The 18,322-nt window shown below is 70.6% G+C and carries 4 protein-coding genes; all 4 read right to left on the bottom strand.

Annotation, left to right across the window (positions count from 1 at the left end):
• Positions 1 to 20: 20 nt before the first annotated feature.
• The 4 genes from CCN37_RS23460 to CCN37_RS41065 all read right to left on the bottom strand — a co-directional run bounded on the left by CCN37_RS23460 (position 21) and on the right by CCN37_RS41065 (position 18,321).
• The gene (locus CCN37_RS23460; RefSeq protein WP_086824669.1) at positions 21 to 860 is read right to left on the bottom strand and encodes a 3-hydroxyacyl-CoA dehydrogenase family protein; all 840 of its coding nucleotides are present in this window, start codon (positions 858 to 860) and stop codon (positions 21 to 23) included.
• A complete protein-coding gene (locus CCN37_RS23455) occupies positions 857 to 3,520 on the bottom strand; it encodes a type I polyketide synthase (RefSeq protein WP_086824666.1) in 2,664 nt (887 codons plus the stop codon). The genes CCN37_RS23460 and CCN37_RS23455 overlap by 4 nt, the downstream gene beginning before the upstream one ends.
• Entirely contained in the window at positions 3,517 to 11,793 is an 8,277-nt protein-coding gene (locus CCN37_RS23450; RefSeq protein WP_086824664.1) for a type I polyketide synthase, read from the bottom strand. The genes CCN37_RS23455 and CCN37_RS23450 overlap by 4 nt, the downstream gene beginning before the upstream one ends.
• Positions 11,794 to 11,973: 180 nt before the next feature.
• The gene (locus CCN37_RS41065) at positions 11,974 to 18,321 is read right to left on the bottom strand and encodes a type I polyketide synthase (RefSeq protein ID WP_143261767.1); all 6,348 of its coding nucleotides are present in this window, start codon (positions 18,319 to 18,321) and stop codon (positions 11,974 to 11,976) included.
• Position 18,322 lies beyond the last annotated feature (1 nt).

The following is an 18,322-nucleotide window of genomic DNA, read 5'->3' as shown; positions in this document are numbered from 1 at the left end:
GTGTCAGTGGGTCCGGGGTTTCAGTAGGCGTAGAAGCCCTTGCCGGACTTGCGACCGTGCAGGCCCGCGTCCGTCATCTGCTTGAGCAACGGGCACGGGCGGTACTTGCTGTCGGCGAAGTGCTCGTAGAGGACCTCGACGCTGTAGAGGATCGTGTCGACGCCGATCAGGTCGGCGGTCTCCAGCGGTCCCATGGGGTGGCCGAAGCAGCTGCGGAACACGTCGTCGACGGTCTCGGCGCTGGCGACGCCCTCGTACACCAGGTACGCGGCCTCGTTCACGGTCAGCATGAGCACGCGGTTGGACACGAAACCGCTGGCGTCGTTGACGTCGATGCCGCGCTTGCCCGCCGAGCTGAGCAGGTCGCGCACGGTCTCGATGGTCTCGGGTGCCGTGTGGTACCCCTTGATCAGCTCGGCCGCGGGCTTCATCGGCACCGGGTTCATGAAGTGCACGCCGGCGACCTGGGTCGGCCGCTTGGTCAGCGAGGCGAGCTTGGTGATCGGGATGGCCGAGGTGTTGGCGACGAAGATCGTCTCCGCCTTGCAGGTGGCCTCCAGCTCCTGCCACACCGCCTTCTTGGTCTCCCAGTTCTCCGTGACGTTCTCGATCACGATGTGCGCCTCGGCCAGCAGGCTCAGGTCGGTGCCCGTGGTGATGAGCGAGAGCACCTGCTCGTGGTCGACGGCGGGGCCGCCCATCATCCGGCTCATCCGCGCGTTCAGCTCGATCGCGTTGAGAGCCTTGGCGAGCGCGTCGGGATCGTTGTCGATCAGCACGATCTCGTGCCCGGCCTGGGCGAAGGTCTGCGCGACGCCCGAGCCCATCACGCCCGCGCCGACCACTCCAACAAGACTCATCGGTTCTCTCCTCGTTCCTGTGGGTCAATCCAGTGGCGCCGCCGCTCGAAGGCGTGCACGGGCGCGGTGGTCTTCCGCGCGCCCCGGCCACGGTGGTAGGCGGCCCAGTCGACGTCGGCCCCGGTGAGCCACACCTTGCCGAGCGCTTCGGTCAGCACGAACTGGGTCTCATTCGGGTCGGAGTCCCCCGGCAGCGTCGACACCAGCAGGGACCACCGGCTCGACGGCACGTCGGGGTGGCCGCGGAACATCGCGCCGAGTGACTGGCCCGCGCCGAGCTCGACCAGCGCGGCGTCCGGGTGCTCGGCGGCGAGGTGCGCGACCATGTCGGCGAACTGGACCGTGCGGCACATGTGCTCGGCCCAGTAACCGGGGTCCTTGAGCTGGCGCTCGGTGATCGGCGCGCCCGTCACGTTGGACAGGTACGGGATCTTCGGCGCCTGCGGGTCGAGGTTCTGCCGCGCCCACGCGGTCAGCTCGGCCGCGACCGGGCGCAGCGCTCGCGAGTGGAACGCGTGCGTGGTGCGCAGGTAGCGGGCGGGAACAGCGTCCGTGATGGCACCGAGTTTCTCGGCCGGGCCGGAGAGCACGGTCATCGCGGGGCCGTTGACGGCGGCGACGTCGATGTCGTCGAGCGGGCCGACCTTCGCGGTGAGGTCGGCGACGGAGAGCGGCACGGCGACCATCGCGCCCTGCGGGAGCTTCGCGATCAGCTTGGCGCGCACCGCGACCAGGCTCGCCGCCTCGGTCAGGGTCAGGCTCTCGGAGAGCGCGGCCGCGACGAACTCGCCGACGCTGTAGCCCGCGAGCACGCTCGGCGTGATCCCCCAGTCCAGCAACAACTTCCCGAGCGCGTACTCCACCGCGAAGACCGCGGGCTGGACGACGTCGGTCGCTGCTGTCTCGGTCTCCTCGGTGCGCCCGAGGAGGCGCGCGAGGTCGTTGCTGGCGGCTCCGCGCTCGGCGATCATGTCCGCGATCGGCTCGGTGCCGAGGTGTTCGCGGAAGATCGCCGAGCACTCGTCGATCGCCTCGCGGAACACGGGTTCGTCGCGGTAGAGGTCGCCGACCATGCCCTTGTACTGCTCGCCGACCCCCGCGATCAGGAATCCGACCTCGCGGCCCTCGATCACGTTGCTGGCGGCCAGGGTACGGCCGTCCTCGTGAATGTCCACTGTGGACTTCACGACCGCCGCGCGGCGGTGGCCGAACGCTCTGCGGCCGATCTGGAGCGTGTAGGCGAGGTCTTCGACGGGCTCGGTGCTGGCGGCGATCCGCTCGGTCAGCGCGTCTGCGGCCTCGGCGGAGGTGCCGGACCAGACGAGCAGCGAGTGCGCGCGCGGGTTCGGCTCGTCCTCGGGCTCTGGGGCCTCCTCCAGTACCACGTGGGCGTTGGTCCCACCGAAACCGAAGGAGTTCACGCCCGCGAAGCGAGTCCGTTCCCCACGCGCCCAGGTACTGGGTTCCACGGGGACCTGGATACGGTCCCCGGTGCGCGCGAGTTGCTTGTTGGGCGCGGTGAAGTTCAGGGTGCCCGGCAGCTCCTCGTGGTGCAGCGCGAGCACGGTCTTGATCAGCGACGCGATGCCGGCGGCCTGGTTGAGGTGGCCGATGCCGGACTTCGCCGAACCGATCTTCAACCGCGCGGACTCGGCGAAGACCTGCTGGATGGCGGCGACCTCGGCCGCGTCGCCGAACACCGTGCCGGAGGCGTTGGTCTCGACGAAGTCCACCTCCTCCGGCTCGACTCCGGCCGCGCCGAGGGCTTCGGCCATCACCGCGGCCTGGCCCTGCACGCTCGGCGCGGTGAACCCGGCCTTGTCGGCGCCGTCGTTGTTGACCGCCCAGCCCCGGATGACCGCGTAGACCCGGTCGCCGTCCGCCAGCGCGTCCTCCAGGCGGCGCAACACCACCGCGCCCGCGCCGTCTCCGGTGATCTTGCCGTTGGCGTCGGCGTCGAAGGGGCGCACGACGCCGTCCGAGCTGAGCCGGTTGGCCTCGGAGTACCAGTAGCCGGGCGGCTGCACGAGCAGCGAGACGCCGCCCGCGACCGCGACGTCGGTCTCCCCCGCCGCCAGGCTCGTGCAGGCGGTGCACACCGCGACGAGCGAGGTCGCGCTGTGCGCCTGGACCGTGACGGCCGGGCCGGTGAGGTCCAGCGAGTACGAGACCCGACCGGCCAGTGTGTCCTTGTCGTTCAACAGGATCAGGTGCTCGGGGCCGACCTTGACGAACAGGTCCTCGTGCGCCATCAGGTTGACCATGAGGTAGGTCGACGGCCCGCAACCCGCGTAGACCGCCACAGTCCCGTCCACAGTGGACGGATTGATCGCGGCGTCCTCAAGGGCGTGCCAGACAGTCTCCAGGAACACCCGGTGCTGCGGGTCCATCAGCGCGGCTTCCTCGGGATCGACCCCGAAGAAGCCCGCGTCGAAACCGTCCATTCCGGACACTCCGGCCGAGACCGGGACGTAGCGCGGGTCGTTCGCGTGCTCGGCCGAAACTCCGGCCGCGACCAGTTCTTGCTTGCTGTGCTTGACGATTCCGGAGCGACCGGCCACCAGGTTCGCCCAGAACCCGGCCGCGTCGTCGGCCCCTGGGAACCGTCCGGCGAGCCCCACTACGGCGATGTCGCCCTCGAAGCCCTGTTCGTCGCTCATCGCTTCCCGCTCCTCCTGCCGCGCGCCGCGCGGCGGCGTTCCCCGCGTGCGGCGCTGCCCTTGAGCACCTTGGCCGGACTGTCCTGGCCCGGAGCCGCCTCGTCGCGCACCAGCTCCGCGAACTGGGCGACGGTCGGCTTCTCGAACAGGCTCGCCGCGGCCAGCTCGACGGAGAACTCCTTGGCCAGCCTGGCGATCACCACCAGGCCGATCAGCGAGGTCCCGCCCAGCTCGAAGAACGGGTCGTGCACGCCGACCTGTTCGAGACCCAGGCATTCCTGCCACACCACCGACACGCGGCGTTCCACGTCGTCGCGCGGGGCCAGGTAGGCCACGCGCAGGTCCGGCCTCGGGTAGCGCTCGGAGACCGGCACGACACCGACGCCGTCCGCGACCGCGTCCATCGAGTTGACCTCGGCGAACGTGCGGACCGCTTCCGGAAGGGGCCGGGTGAGCACCAGCACCTGGGGGGCGCCGGATGCCACGATCCTGGTCAGCTCGTCGACCCCGTCGGCGTCGCGGATGCCGTACTTGGCACGGTAGTCGCGAACGGCCTGCTGGAACTCGGGTGAGCCGGAAAGCGCGTCGTTTGACCAGTTGTCGTACAGCCAGGCGCCCCAAGCCACAGACACGACGTGCTTGGCTGTGCTACCGGTGACCGACTCGGCGGCGGCGAAGGCGTCCAGGAACGCGTTGGCCGCGGCGTAGTCGTACTCACCGACCGCGCCGACCACGGTCACGGCGGAGGAGTAGAGCACCAGCAGCTCGACCGGGTCGGCCCGCAGCTCCTCGGCCAGCGCCAGAGTGCCGTTCACCTTGGGCGCCAACACTTCCGCTGCCTGCTCGCGGCTCTTGGTCTGCAACAGGCCCTTGCCGGCCACGCCCGCCGCGTGCACGACGCCGTGGAGTTCCCCGAAGTGCTCGCGGGCCGTGCGCAGCATGGCCTTGACCTGTGCGGGGTCGGAGACGTCCGCGCTGATCGGCAGCACCTCCGCGCCCAGCGCGACGAGGTCCTTCATGTCCAGCAAGGTCCTGCTGGTCGTGTCGTCCGGGCCGTGCGCTTCGATCCAGGAGGTCCACTGCGCGCGCTCCGGCAGCGTCCGCCGACCGACGAGGGCCAGCTTCGTGCCGAGCCGCGCGAGCCTGCGCGCCAGCATCAGCCCGAGTCCGCCGGTACCACCGGTGATCAGGTAGGTGCCGCCTTCGCGCCACGCCACCGCATCGTCCACTTCGGACAGTGGAGTGACCTCGAAGTCGCGCAGCCAGCGGCGTCCGCGCCGCCAGGCCACCGGAGCGTGCGCGGTGCCCGCGTCAGCGCCCTGCGCGGCGATCTCCGGCGCGAGCAGATCGGACTCGCGCAGCAGCTGCGCGGCGATCGTGGCGGGCTCCGTGGTCGACTCCACGTCGACGTAGCGCGGGTACACCAGCGGGTACTCGTGGTCGATCGCACCAACCGCGCCGAACATCATGGCGGACAACGGGTTGGCCGCGTCTTCACCGAGCACGTCGAAGGTGTCCACGCCCGCCGCGACCAGGCTGATCACGCGGTTCGGCAGCACCGAGCCCACGGCCTGGACCAGCGCCATGAGGCTGTAGAAGCCGTTCTCCACGGCGGTTTCCGGCTCCGGGAGTCCCTTGTGGACACCGAAGGCGTGGACGATCCGCAGCGGGTTCTCCGCACGGTCGGCGACGCCGTCGAGCGCGGCCCGGACGTCCTCCCCCGGCTCGACGATCCGCACTTCGTGCCCAGCCGCCGTGGCGAGGTCAGCGACGTGGTCGCCGATGTGCGTGCGGTCGGCGAAGACGATCACCGTGGTCGGGGCGGCGTCGGCGAGCGCGGTCCTGGCGTCCTGCCTGCGCCAGATCGGCGTGTGCGAGAACATCCCCGGCTTGCCCTTGACCGCCGGCTCGGGCGCCGGAGCCGGGTTGGTGTCGTACTCCGGCCAGTAGCGAATCCGTTGGAAGCGGTAGCTGGGCAGGTCGACCGGAGTGCGCTCCGGCGAGTGCCCGGCGGCGAAGTCCACCCTCACCCCGCTCTGCCACAACGTGCCCAGCAGCACGAGGAGATCGTCGTTCTCGTCGACGGTCACGTCCGCGTCGTCGACAAGCTCGATGCCCCAGGCGCGCAGGCGCTCCGCGAGATCAGGGCTGACGGCTCCGCCCGCGCGCGTCCTCGTGGTGGGGGCGTCCACGGGCGTGACACCCGCGCGGAGCTTGGCGACGGCGTCGGCGATGTCCTGCGCCACAACGAATCCACGCAGCGGGTGGCTCGTGCGCCGGGCCTGCGTGGTGTAGGCGACGTCCGCGAGGTCGAGCGCAGGATTGGCTTCGAGGTGGTCGGCGAGCGCGGTGACGGCCTCGGTGAACGCGCTCGGGCTCTTCGCGGAGACCGTGATCAGCTGGGGCGCCTTCTCGGACACCGGCTTGGCCTCGTCGGCCGGAACCTGTTCCAGGACGAAGTGCGCGTTGGTACCCGACCACCCGAAGGAACTGACGCCCGCGAGCACGGGACCGTCTCCGGCGAACGGCGTGAGGCCCTGAACGGGACGGACCGTGCCGTCGACGGTGACGACGTCGTTCGGCTGGACCATGTTGAGGTTGCCGGGCATCTCGTTGTGCTGCAACGCCAGCACGGTCTTGATCAAGCCCGCCATGCCCGCCGCCGCGAGGGTGTGGCCGACGTTGGACTTCACCGCGCCGACGTAGAGCGGGTGGTCCACCGCGCGCTGCTCGAAGATCTCGCGCAGCACGCCGAACTCGATGGAGTCGCCGAGCGGTGTTCCGGAACCGTGTGCCTCGACGAACGAGATCTCATCCGGCGTGACACCGGCTGCCGCGTGCGCGGCCTTGATCACCGCGAGCTGGGCGGCGCGGTTCGGCGCGGTGAGTCCGTTGCTCTGGCCGTCCTGGTTGGTGGCCGTGGCCCTGATCAGCGCGCGCGGGCGGTCACCGGCGCGGATCGACGAAGCCCTGCGGAGGATGACCGCGCCACCGCCCTCCCCAACCACGTAACCGTCGGCGGAGGCGTCGAAGGTCTTGGTGCGGCCGTCCTCGGCGAGCATGCTCATCTTGCACGCCTGCACGAAGGTCTCCGGGGTGAGAATCCCCGACGTGGCACCGACGATCGCGATGTCGCACTCACCGCGCTGGAGGCTCTGCACGGCCAGGTGCATGGCCACCAGCGACGACGAGCACGCGGTGTCCACGGTGAGGCACGGCCCGTGCAGGTCGAGGTGGTAGGCGATGCGCCCGGCCGCCGCGCTCAGCGAGTTGCCGAGGCTGAAGTACGGGTCGTTGGAGCACGCCTCACCGTCGACTTCGAGCTGGCGGAAGGAGTACTGGAGCGAGTCGATCAGGCCCGCGAAGACGCCGGTCCGGCTGCCGCGCAGCTCCTCCGCGGTGATCCCCGCGTCCTCGATGGCCTCCCAGACCAGTTCCATCAGCAGCCGGAACTGCGGGTCGAGGCGGCGAGCTTCCTGCGGGGAGAGGCCGAAGAACGGCGCGTCCCACCCGGCGATGTCGTCGATGAAGCCACCGGCCTGCGTGTAGGCCTTGCCCGGCGCGGTGCGGTCGGGGTCGAAGAACTTCGAGGCGTCCCACCGGTCGGCGGGCACCTCGCGGATGACGTCTCCGCCCTCGGCCAGCATGTCCCAGTACTGCTCGGGGGTGTTGCTGCCGCCTGCGAACCGGCACGCGATGCCGGTGATCGCGATCTGCTCGTCATCGCTCACCCGCGTCGCGACGACCGGGACAACACCACTTTCCACTCCGGAAAGCGACGCGAGCAGGTGCGCGGCGAGCGCCGTCGGCGTCGGGTGGTCGAAGACCAAGGTGGGCGGCAGGACCAGACCGGTCTCGGCGTTGAGCCGTCCGCGCAGCTCCACGGCCGTCAGCGAGTCGAAGCCGAGCTTGGTGAACGGCTCGTCGGGCAGGATGTCGTCGATCCCGCCGTGCCCGAGGACCTGGGCGGAGCACGTGCGCACCAGCTCCAGCAGCACGCGGTCGCGCTCGGCCTCGGAGAGCCCGGCCAAGCGCTCGCGCCACACCCCGGCCTCGGCGCTCTCGCGAGCGCGGGCGGCCTCCTCCTCGGCGATCGCCAGCACGGCGGGCAGGTCCGCGATGAGCGGGGCCGGGCGCATCGCGGTGAAGGTCAGCGCGAAGGCCCGCCAGTCGATGTCCGTCACGGTGACGGTGGTCTCGTCGCCGTCCATGGCCTGTTGCAAGGCGGCGACCGCCAGCTCCGGCGCCATCGCGGGGACACCCAGTTCCGTCAGGAACGCGTCGATCTCCTCGCCGACGCTCATGCCGACCTCGCCCCACCGGCCCCAGGACACCGCGGTCGCGGTCAGCCCCTGCGCCCTGCGGTGCTCGGCGAAGGCATCCAGGAAGGTGTTCGCGGCGCCGTAGGCGGCCTGGCCGCCGTTGCCGAGCACGCCGCCGATCGAGGAGAACATGACGAAGGCGTCCAGCTCGGTGCCCTCGGTGAGCCGGTGCAGGTTCAGCGTCCCGTCCACCTTGGAACGGAGTACCTCGGCGAACTCGGCCCCGGTGACCTTGTCGATCTGCTCCATCCTGAGCACACCGGCCGCGTGGATGATCGAGGTCGGCGGCTCGTCCAGCTCCGCGAAGAGCGCGGTCAGCGCGTCCAGGTCCGCCACATCGCAGGCGCGCACCGTGACGCGGGCGCCCAGCTCGGTCAGCTCGGCGACGAGTTCAGGCGCTCCGGGCGCGGTGTCACCGCTGCGCGAGGTCAGCACGATGTGCTTGGCACCGTTGCGCGCCAGGTGAACGGCGACCTTGCCGCCGATGCCACCCGTGCCACCGGTGATCAGGACCGTGCCGCCAGGACGCCACGCGCGCTTGGGGATCGCGGTACCGGCTTCGCTGAAGCGCCGCGCGAGCAACCCGGAGGGCCGCACCGCGAGCTGGTCCTCTGTGCCGCTGCTCGACCCCGCAAGCGATTCTTCGATGGACACCCCGCCAAGCGCGGTCGCGAGGAGCTGCTTGGCCCGCTCGCCGACCTCAGCGGGCAGGTCGATGAGTCCGCCCCAACGCAGCGGCTGTTCGATCGCGGCGACCCGGCCGAAGCCCCACAGCTGCGACTGCGCCGGAGCGGTCACGGTGTCGTGCTCGCTCGCCGCGACAGCGCCCTGCGTGACGGCCCAGATCGGCGCCTCGATGTCCTGCCTCAGCAGGCTGATCGTGTTCGCGATGGCGGTCTCTTCGTCCAGCCCCAGCAGCGAAAGCACGCCCCGCGCTTCGCCGCTGACCTGGTCGACCGTGACGGCTTCGACGGTGGCTCCGGCGGCGGTCAGGGCTTCAGTGGCACCGGCGACCCACGGGTGCTCCTGGCGCGTGGCGGGCACGACGAGCAACCAGCGTCCGGCGACGGAGGAACCGCTGCCGCTGACCGGCTTCCAGGTGACGCGGTAGCGCCAAGTGTCCACAACGGACAGTTGTTGCTTCGCGCGGCGCCAGTTCGCGAGCGTCGGCAGGACCGCGCTCAGCGTCGCCTGCCCGTTGGCGTCGGCGACCGCGAGTTCCGCCGCGAGGGTTTCCAGGTCGCCCTTGTCGACGGCGTCCCAGAACCGCTTCTCCTCCGGGCTCGCCGACGGAGCTTCCACCGCCTCGGCGGAGAGCCAGTAGCGCTTGCGCTGGAAGGCGTACGTCGGCAGGTCGACGCGCTTCGCCCCGGCGCCCGCGAAGAAAGCCTGCCAGTCGACCTTGATTCCTCGGGCGTGCGCGCGAGCTACCGCGAGTGTCGCGGTGTGCGCCTCGTCGCGGTCTTTGCGCAGGAAGGAGAAAAAGGTCGCATCGACGTTGTCAGCACCCATGGCGGCGAGGACGCCGTCCGGACCGATTTCGAGGTAGGTGCTGACGCCGTGGGAGGCCAGGGTCTTGATGTTGTCGGAGAAGCGCACGGCGTCGCGGACGTGGTTGACCCAGTAGTCGGCGGTGGTGACGTCGCCACTGGCGACCATCTCGATCGTCGGGCTCGCGTACGTGATCGACTCGGCGACCTTGCGGAAGTCCGCCAGCATGCCGTCCATCAGTACCGAGTGGAACGCGTGCGACACCTTCAGCTTCTTGGTCTTGCGGTCCTTGAACTCCGCCGCGATCGCTTCGGCCTGGTCTTCGTCGCCGGAGATCACCACGGACGTCGGGCCGTTGATCGCGGCGATGCCCACGCGGTCGGTCAGGTGCGGCAGCACCTCGGCCTCGGTCGCCTGGATCGCGATCATGGCTCCACCACTGGGCAACGCCTGCATGAGGCGGCCCCGCTCGGAGACCAAGCGCGCCGCGTCCTCCAAGGAGAGCACGCCCGCGACGTGCGCCGCCGCGATCTCGCCGATGGAGTGGCCCGCGACGAAGTCCGGCTTGACGCCCCAGGACTCGACGAGCCGGTACAGCGCGACTTCGAGCGCGAACAGCGCGGGCTGGGCGTTGCCCGTCTGGTGCAGCTCGTCGTCGGAGATCGCCGGAAGGTGCGCGCAGACCTCGTCGTAGGCCTTGGCGAAGACCGGGAAAGCCTTGTACAGCCCGCGTCCCATGCCCACGCGCTGCGAACCCTGGCCGGTGAACAGGAACGCGGTCTTGCCGTCGCGGATCTGATCCTGCACCACGTCGGTGGTGGCAGCGCCCTCGGTCAACGCGGTCAGCGCGGCGAGCAGTTCGTCCCGCCCGGCGGCGACCACGGCGGCGCGGTGCTCCAGCGCGGCGCGCCCCGTGGCCAAGGAGAAAGCAATGTCCACATCGGACAGCGAGTCATTGCTGTCCACAAAGGACTTCAGCTGCTGGGCCTGAGCTTTGAGCGCGCGAGCGGAGCGACTGGAGAGCACCCACGGCACCACCGGAAGCTCGCTGACGACCTGCTGCTCAACCTCTTCAGCGGCAGGAGCTTGTTCAAGGATCAGGTGCGCATTGGTACCGGATACTCCGAAGGACGAGATCGCGGCGCGGCGCGGGCGGTCGACCTCGGGCCAGGGACGTGCGTCGGTCAACAGGGAGACCGCACCGGCACTCCAATCCACTTGGGACGAAGGCTCAGTGACGTGCAGAGTCTTGGGGAGAACGCCGTTGCGGATCGCCTCGACCATCTTGATGATGCCCGCGACCCCGGCGGCGGCCTGGGTGTGACCGAGGTTCGACTTCAGCGAGCCGAGCCACAGCGGACGGTCTTCCTCACGCCCCTTGCCGTAGGTGGCCAGCAGCGCCTGCGCCTCGATCGGATCGCCCAGCGGCGTCCCGGTTCCGTGCGCCTCCACGGCGTCGATGTCGCCGGGCGCGAGGCGGGCGTTGCTCAGCGCCGCGCGGATGACCCGCTGCTGCGCCGGGCCGTTGGGCGCGGTGAGGCCGCTGGACGCGCCGTCCTGGTTGGTGGCGGAGCCGCGGATCACCGCGAGGACCTTGTGGCCGTTGCGCTGCGCGTCGGAGAGCTTCTCCAGCAGCACCATGCCGACGCCCTCGCCCCAGCCCGTACCGTCGGCGCTGTCGGAGAACGCCTTGCACCGGCCGCTGGGGGACAGCCCGCGCTGGCGGGAGAACTCGATGAACGGTCCCGGCGTCGCCATCAGCGTGACCCCACCGGCCAGCGCCAGCGAGCACTCCCCCGCGCGCAAAGCGCTGGCGGCCAAGTGAACCGCGACCAGGGACGAGGAGCACGCCGTGTCGATGGACACAGCGGGGCCGACGAGACCCAAGGTGTAGGCGACGCGTCCGGACGCCACGCTGCCCAGGCTGCCCGTGCCGAGATAGCCCTCGAACTCCGGCGGTGGCACCTGCAACCGCGACGCGTAGTCGTTGTAGATCACGCCCGCGAACACCCCGGTGGAACTGCCTTTCAGCGAAGCCGGGTCGATGCCCGCACGCTCGACGGCCTCCCAGGAGACCTCCAGCAGCAGCCGCTGCTGCGGGTCGGCGGCCAACGCCTCGCGCGGGGACATACCGAAGAACTCGGGGTCAAACTCGGCGGCGTCGTGCAGGAAGCCGCCCTCGCGGCTGTACGAGGTGTGCGCCACCTCGGGATCGGGGTTGTACACCTCCGGGCTCCAGTCGCGGTCGACCGGGAAGCCGGAGATCGCGTCCGTGCCGTCGGCGACCAGCCGCCACAGGTCCTCCGGCGTGCGCACCTCCCCCGGGAAGCGGCAGCTCATGCCGACGATCGCGATCGGCTCGAAGTCACGCTCCTGGACCTCGTGCAGCCGCCTCTTGGTCTCGCGGAGGTCGGTGGTCAACCGCTTCAGGTATTCGAGGTACTGCTCTTCTGTCGCCATGTATGCCGCAACTCCCTTGAAGCCCGGTTCCGGGGCGCACGCGCATGGTTTCCCCTGATCAAGACCACCACATCGGCGCGACACTTGTCAGTGCACAATCGCCTAGACCCGTCGTTGGCGATGATCGAGAAGGGGGTTCGTGGGTCGTGAAGACGCACGAACCCCCCTGCGGGTGCGGGGTCAGCCGAGCTCGCTGTCGATCAGCGCGAAGATGTCCTCGGCCGTCGCCGACTCGACGTCGGCCTCGTCCCTGCGCGCTCCCTTGGCGTTCCACGTGGCCAGCAGCTTGCGGAGGCGGGCGTCGATGTCGGCGCCCTCGGCCTCCGACGGGTCGGCGGAGGCGATGAGGTTCTCCAGGCGGGAGATCTCGTCGGTGAGCGGGACCGCCGTCGCGGCCTCGTCCGGAACGACCTCGGTGAGCAGGTACTTGGCCAGCGCGTCCGGGGCGGGGTAGTCGAAGATCAACGTGGTCGGCAGCTTCAACCCCGTTGCCGCGCCGAGGGAATTGCGCAGTTCGACGCCGGTGAGGGAGTCCAGGCCCAGTTCCAGGAAACCCCGGCTGGCGCCGACGGTCTCCGAGGAGGAGTGGCCGAGCACCATCGCCACCTGCGTGCGGACCAGCTCCAGCAGGTGGCGCTCGCGCTCGGCCTCCGAGAGCCCGGCGAGGCGCTGCCGGAGCTCCTCCGCCCGGCCCGCGACATCGGCTCGGGCGACCCGGCGCGCGGGGGCCTTCACCAGCTCGCGCAGCAGTGCGGGGACGACCACGTCGGAGCGCGCCCCCGCCCGCAGGAACGGGAGGTCGATCTTCATCGGCACCACGACCGAGGGGCCGAGCGCGGCGGAGGCGTCGAACAGCGCCATGCCCTCCTGCCCGCTGAGCGCGCCGAACCCGTTGCGGGTCATGCGGTTCACGTCACCGTCGCCGAGCGTGACGGTCATGCCGTCCTCCCACAGCCCCCACGCCTGGGCCTGGGCGACCAGGCCACGGGCGCGGCGGTGCTCGGCGAGGGAGTTGAGGAAGGCGTTGGCCGCCGCGTAGTTCGCCTGCCCCGGCGTGCCCATGACCCCGGCCGCCGAGGAGAACAGCACGAACATCGCCAGGTCCTGCTCCAGCGTCAGCTCGTGCAGGTTCCACGCCGCGTCCACCTTCGGGCGCAGCACCTCGCGCACGCGCTCCGGGGTGAGCTGGCCGATCAGGCCGTCGTCGAGCACACCGGCCGTGTGGATCACGCCGGTGAGGTCGAACCCGTCCAGCAGAGCCGAAAGTGCGTCGCGGTCGGCCGCGTCGCAGGCGGCGACGGTCACCGAGGCGCCCAGCTGCTCGAGCTCCGCAGCGAGTTCGGCGGCGCCCGGCGCGGACGAGCCGCGACGGCTGGTGAGCAGGAGGTTGCGCACGCCGTGCTCGGTGACCAGGTGCTTGGCCAGTCTGCCGCCGAGACCGCCCGTTCCACCGGTGATCAGGACCGTGCCCTCGGGCCGCAGCGGCTGCGGGATCGTCAGCACGAGCTTGCCGATGTGCTTGGCCTGGCTGATGAAACGGAACGCCTTCGGCGCGTCGCGCACGTCCCAGGTCTTGATCGGCAGCGGGGTGAGCGCGCCCGAGTCGAAGAGCTCGATCAGCTCCCTCCACATCTCGGCGGTCCGGTCCTCGCCCGCCTCGTAGAGGTCGTACGCCTCGTAGGTGACGTTCGGGTGGGCGAGCGCGACCTCCTCCTGGGTCCGGATGTCGGACTTGCCCATCTCCAGGAAGCGCCCACCACGCGGTAGCAGGCGCAACGACGCGTCGACGAACTCTCCGGTCAGCGCGTCGAGAACGACGTCAACACCCTCACCACCGGTGGCAGCAATGAACTCCTGCTCGAAGTCCAACGTCCGCGACGACGCGACGTGCTCAACACCGTTCTCCCGCAACACATGCTGCTTCGCAGCGCTCGCGGTGCCGAAGACCTCCGCGCCGTAGTGCTGGGCGATCTGCGTCGCGGCCATGCCGACCCCTCCCGCTGCGGCGTGGATCAGAATCCTTTCCCCAGAACGCAAACCAGCAAGATCATGCAATCCGTAGTAGGCGGTCAGGTACACCACCGGAACGGAGGCCGCCTGCTCGAACGACCAACCGTCCGGGATGTGCGTCACGTAGGCGCGGTTCACGACGCTGATGGGGCCGAAGCCACCGTCCAGCAAGCCCATCACCTTGTCGCCGACGGCGAGGTCGGTGACCGAGGAGCCGACCTCGGTGACCACACCGGCGGCCTCGTAACCGGGGCGCCCGGTGTGCTCGCCGAGCATGCCGAGCACATTGAGCGCGTCGCGGAAGTTCATGCCAGTGGCGCGAACGTCGAGGCGAACCTGGTTGGGCTGCAACGGTTCCAGCGCGTCCGGCGCCGGAAGCAGCTCCAGGTCGTTGAGCGAACCCCTGACCTTGACGCCCGCGCGCCACGCGGTCTCGCCCTCCGGCGGCGCGATCGTGCCCCCGTCGGCGGCTGACACCAGGCGGGCCGCGAAGAACTCGCCGTCGCGGTGCAGGACCTGGGGCTCCCCGGTCGCGATGGCCGAACCGGCCACAGTGGACAGTTCGGCGTCCGGGAGCGACGGGTCGACGTCCACCAGCACGAAGCGCTCGGGGTTCTCCGACTGCGCGGAGCGGATCAGGCCCCACACGGCCGAGCCCGGCAGGTCGGTGACGTCGTGACCGGTGTCCAGGACCATCGCGCCCCTGGTCAGCACCACGAGCGTGGCGTCATGGTCGGCGTCGAGCCAGCGCTGAGCGATGTCCAGGACGCGGACAACCTCGCTGTGCGTCCGCTCCACCACCGCGTCGGTGCTCGGGTCCAGCGCGAGGACGACGGCGCCGGACTCAGATTCGCCTTCGCCGTAGCGGCTGAAGGAAACCGGGTCGGCGCCCGGAACCGGGGACCAGGCGAGCTTGAACATCGAGTCGGCGCCGGGGGCGGCCGTGCGCACGAGCTTGTCGGTGGAGAACGCCCGCACGGCAAGGGAATCCACGGTGATCACGGGGGCGCCGCTGGAGTCCACCGCGACGACGGTGGCCGAGTCGGGGCCGGTCGGGGTGATGCGGACACGGAGGATCTTCGCGCCGGTCGCGCGCAGCGTGACACCGCGCCACGCGAACGGCAGCGCGCCTTCGCCCCCGTCCTCGCGCAGGAACATCCCGTGCAGCGCGGCGTCCAGCAGCGCTGGGTGGATGCCGAACTCGCCGCCCTTCGCCTTCGCCGCGTCCGGCAGCTCGACCTCGGTGAAGACCTCCTCCCCCGAGCGCCACGCGCCTTTGAGGCCCTGGAACGCCGGGCCGTAAGCAAAACCGCCGTCGGCCAGCTCGGTGTAGAGACCGTCGAGCGCGATGCTCCGCGCGCCAGCGGGCGGCCACTCCGTCAGACCGGCGGGCTCGGGCGAGCCGGACTCGGCGAGGCTGCCCTGACCGTTGAGGGTCCACGGAGCACTGCCGTCCCCGCGCGAGTAGATCGAGACCGGGCGCAGGTCGTCCTCGACGCCGCCGAGGACGACCTGGACGTCGATCGAGCCGGTCGCGGGCAGGACCACCGGCGCGAACAGCGTCAGCTCATCGACGGTGGCGCAACCAAGTTCGTCACCGGCGCGGATGGCCAGCTCGACCAGCGCGGCGCCGGGGACCAGCACGGTGTCGCCGACGGCGTGGTCGGCCAGCCACGGCTGCGTTGCCAGCGAGATCCTGCCGGTGAAGACCACCCCGTCGCCCTCGGCGAGCGACAGGGCCGCCCCCAGCAACGGGTGACCGGCGGGCCGCAGACCGGCGCGCTCGACGTCGGCCACCTGCTCGTCCCGCTCCAGCCAGAAGTGGCGGTAGTCGAAGGCGTAGGTGGGCAGGTCGACGCGGCGGGCGCCCGTCCCCGCGAAGAAGGCCGTCCAGTCCGGCTCGTGACCGGCGCAGTGCGCGGCGGCGAGCGCGGTGACGACGGCGGCCGTCTCCGTGCGGTCCCTGCGCAGCACCGGGACGAACACCGCGGGCCCCTCGACGCAGTCCACGCCCAGCGCCGACAGCGCACCACCGGGGCCGACCTCGACGAAGCGCGTCGCGCCCTTGGACTCCAGCGTCCGGACGCCGTCAAGGAAGCGGACCGCGTTGCGGATGTGCCGCACCCAGTAGTCCGGGTCAGCCAGCTCCGCGCCGGTCACCACGGCTCCGGTCAACGTGGAGACGATCGGCACGCGGGGCTCGTTGTAGGTAAGCGACCCGGTGACCTCGCGGAAGTCTTCGAGGATGCCGTCCATCAGCGCGGAGTGCGAAGCGTGGCTGATCACCAGCCGCTTCACCTTGCGCCCCCGCTCGCGGAAGACCTCGGCGACCGCGGCGGCCTGTTCCTGGTCGCCGGAGACCACGACGGAGTTCGGGCCGTTGATCGCCGCGATCCCGATGCGGTCACCGGCGAGGGCTTCGAGGACCTCCTGCTCCGTGGCCTGGATCGCGATCATCGCGCCGCCCTCGGGCAGGCTGTTCACCAGCTGGCCGCGCCGGGCGACCACGCGCACCGCGTCCTCCAGCGACCACACGCCCGAAACGTGGGCGGCGGAGAACTCGCCGATGGAGTGGCCGGCGACGAACGCGGGGTGCACGCCCCACGACTCCAGCAGGCGGAAGAGCGCGACCTCGATGGTGAACAGGCCGGGCAGCATGAAGTCGATCCGGTCGAGCAGTTCGGACTCGCCGAACATCACCTCGCGCAGCGACTGCGACAGGTGCTTGTCGAACTCGGCCGTGATCTCGTCGAAGGCCTCGGCGAACACCGGGAACGCGGCGTGCAGCTCGCGCCCCATGCCCAGGTACTGCGAGCCGCCACCGGTGAACAGGAACGCGGTCTTGCCCGTGACGGCCGCACCGGTCACGACGTCGGAGGCGGACAGCCCGTCGGCGAGCGCACGCAGCGCGGCACGGCGGTCCCCGCCGACGACGGCCGCGCGATGCTCGTGGCCGGCGCGCGTGGTCAGCAGCGAGAAAGCGATGTCCAGCGCGGAAACGTCGGGGTTGGCGTCCACATGGGACAGAAGTCGTTCCGCTTGGCGGCTCAGCGATTCGGAGGTCGTGGCGGAGAGCACCCACGGCACCTCCGGCAGCTCGGTCACGACCTCGGGCGCCTCCTGCTCGACGGCGGGAGCCTGCTCGATCACCACGTGCGCGTTGGTACCGGAGATGCCGAAGGACGACACGGCGGCGCGGCGCGGACGGCCGGTCTCCGGCCACGGCTGAGTCTCGGTGAGCAGCGCGACCTCGCCTTCGGACCAGTCGACCTGGGTGGAGGGCTTGTCGATGTGCAGCGACTTCGGCAGGACACCGTGCTCGATCGCCTTGACCATCTTGATGATCGCCGCGACACCGGCGGCGGACTGCGTGTGGCCGATGTTGGACTTCACCGAGCCCAGCCACAGCGGGGCGCTCTCACCCCGCTCCCGGCCGTAGGTGGCCAGAAGTGCTTGTGCCTCAATGGGATCGCCGAGCGCGGTGCCCGTGCCGTGCGCCTCGACAACGTCGATCTCGTGCGAGGCGAGGCGCGAGTTGGCCAGCGCGGCCCTGATCACGCGCTGCTGAGACGGCCCGTTCGGCGCGGTCAGGCCGTTGGACGCGCCGTCCTGGTTGACCGCGCTACCGCGCACGACGCCGAGCACCTTGTGCCCGTTGCGCTCGGCGTCGGAAAGGCGCTCCAGCAACACCATTCCCGCGCCCTCCGACCACATCGTGCCGTCCGCGCCGTCGGCGAAGGCCTTGACGCGGCCGTTGCCGGCGAGCCCGCGCTGGCGGGAGAACTCGACGAAGGCGTGCGGTCCAGCCATCACCGCGACACCGCCCGCCAGCACCAGGGAGGTCTGGCGGTTGCGCAGCGCCTGGACACCGAGGTGCACCGCGACCAGCGCCGAGGAGCAGGCGGTGTCCACGGAGACGGCAGGCCCCTCCAGGCCGAGGGTGTAGGCGATGCGACCGGAGAGGACGCTGCCGGAGACACCCGTCGCCAGGAACCCCTCGACCTCGCTCGGCACCGCGCCCGCGAGGCTGCTGATGTAGTCAAGGTGCATGACGCCCGCGTAGACGGCGGTGTCGCTGCCCTTCAGCGTGCTCGGATCGATCCCCGCCCGCTCGATCGCCTCCCACGTGACCTGGAGCAGCAGCCGCTGCTGCGGGTCCATCGCCACGGCCTCGCGCGGGCTGATGCCGAAGAACTCCGGGTCGAACAGCGAAGCGTCGTGCAGGAACCCGCCCTCGCGCACGTAGGTCGTTCCGGGGTTGTCCGGATCGGGGTGGTAGAGCCCCTCGTTGTCCCAGCCGCGGTCGGTCGGGAACGGCGTCATCCCGTCCACCTCCCCCGCCACCAGCTCCCACAGCTGTTCCGGCGTGCTGACGTCGCCGGGGTAGCGGCAGGCCATGCCGACGATCGCGATCGGCTCGGTGTCCTTGGCCTGGGCCTCGCGCAGCCGCTTGCGGGTGTCGCGCAGTTCGGCCGTCATCCGCTTGAAGTACTCAAGGCTCTTGTCGTCTGCGTTCACA

Origin of the sequence: Allokutzneria sp. NRRL B-24872 (assembly GCF_002155965.1) — a bacterium.
Lineage (GTDB): Bacteria > Actinomycetota > Actinomycetes > Mycobacteriales > Pseudonocardiaceae > Allokutzneria.
Note: the sequence above shows the minus strand (reverse complement) of the source record. Positions and strands in the feature narration are given on the sequence as shown.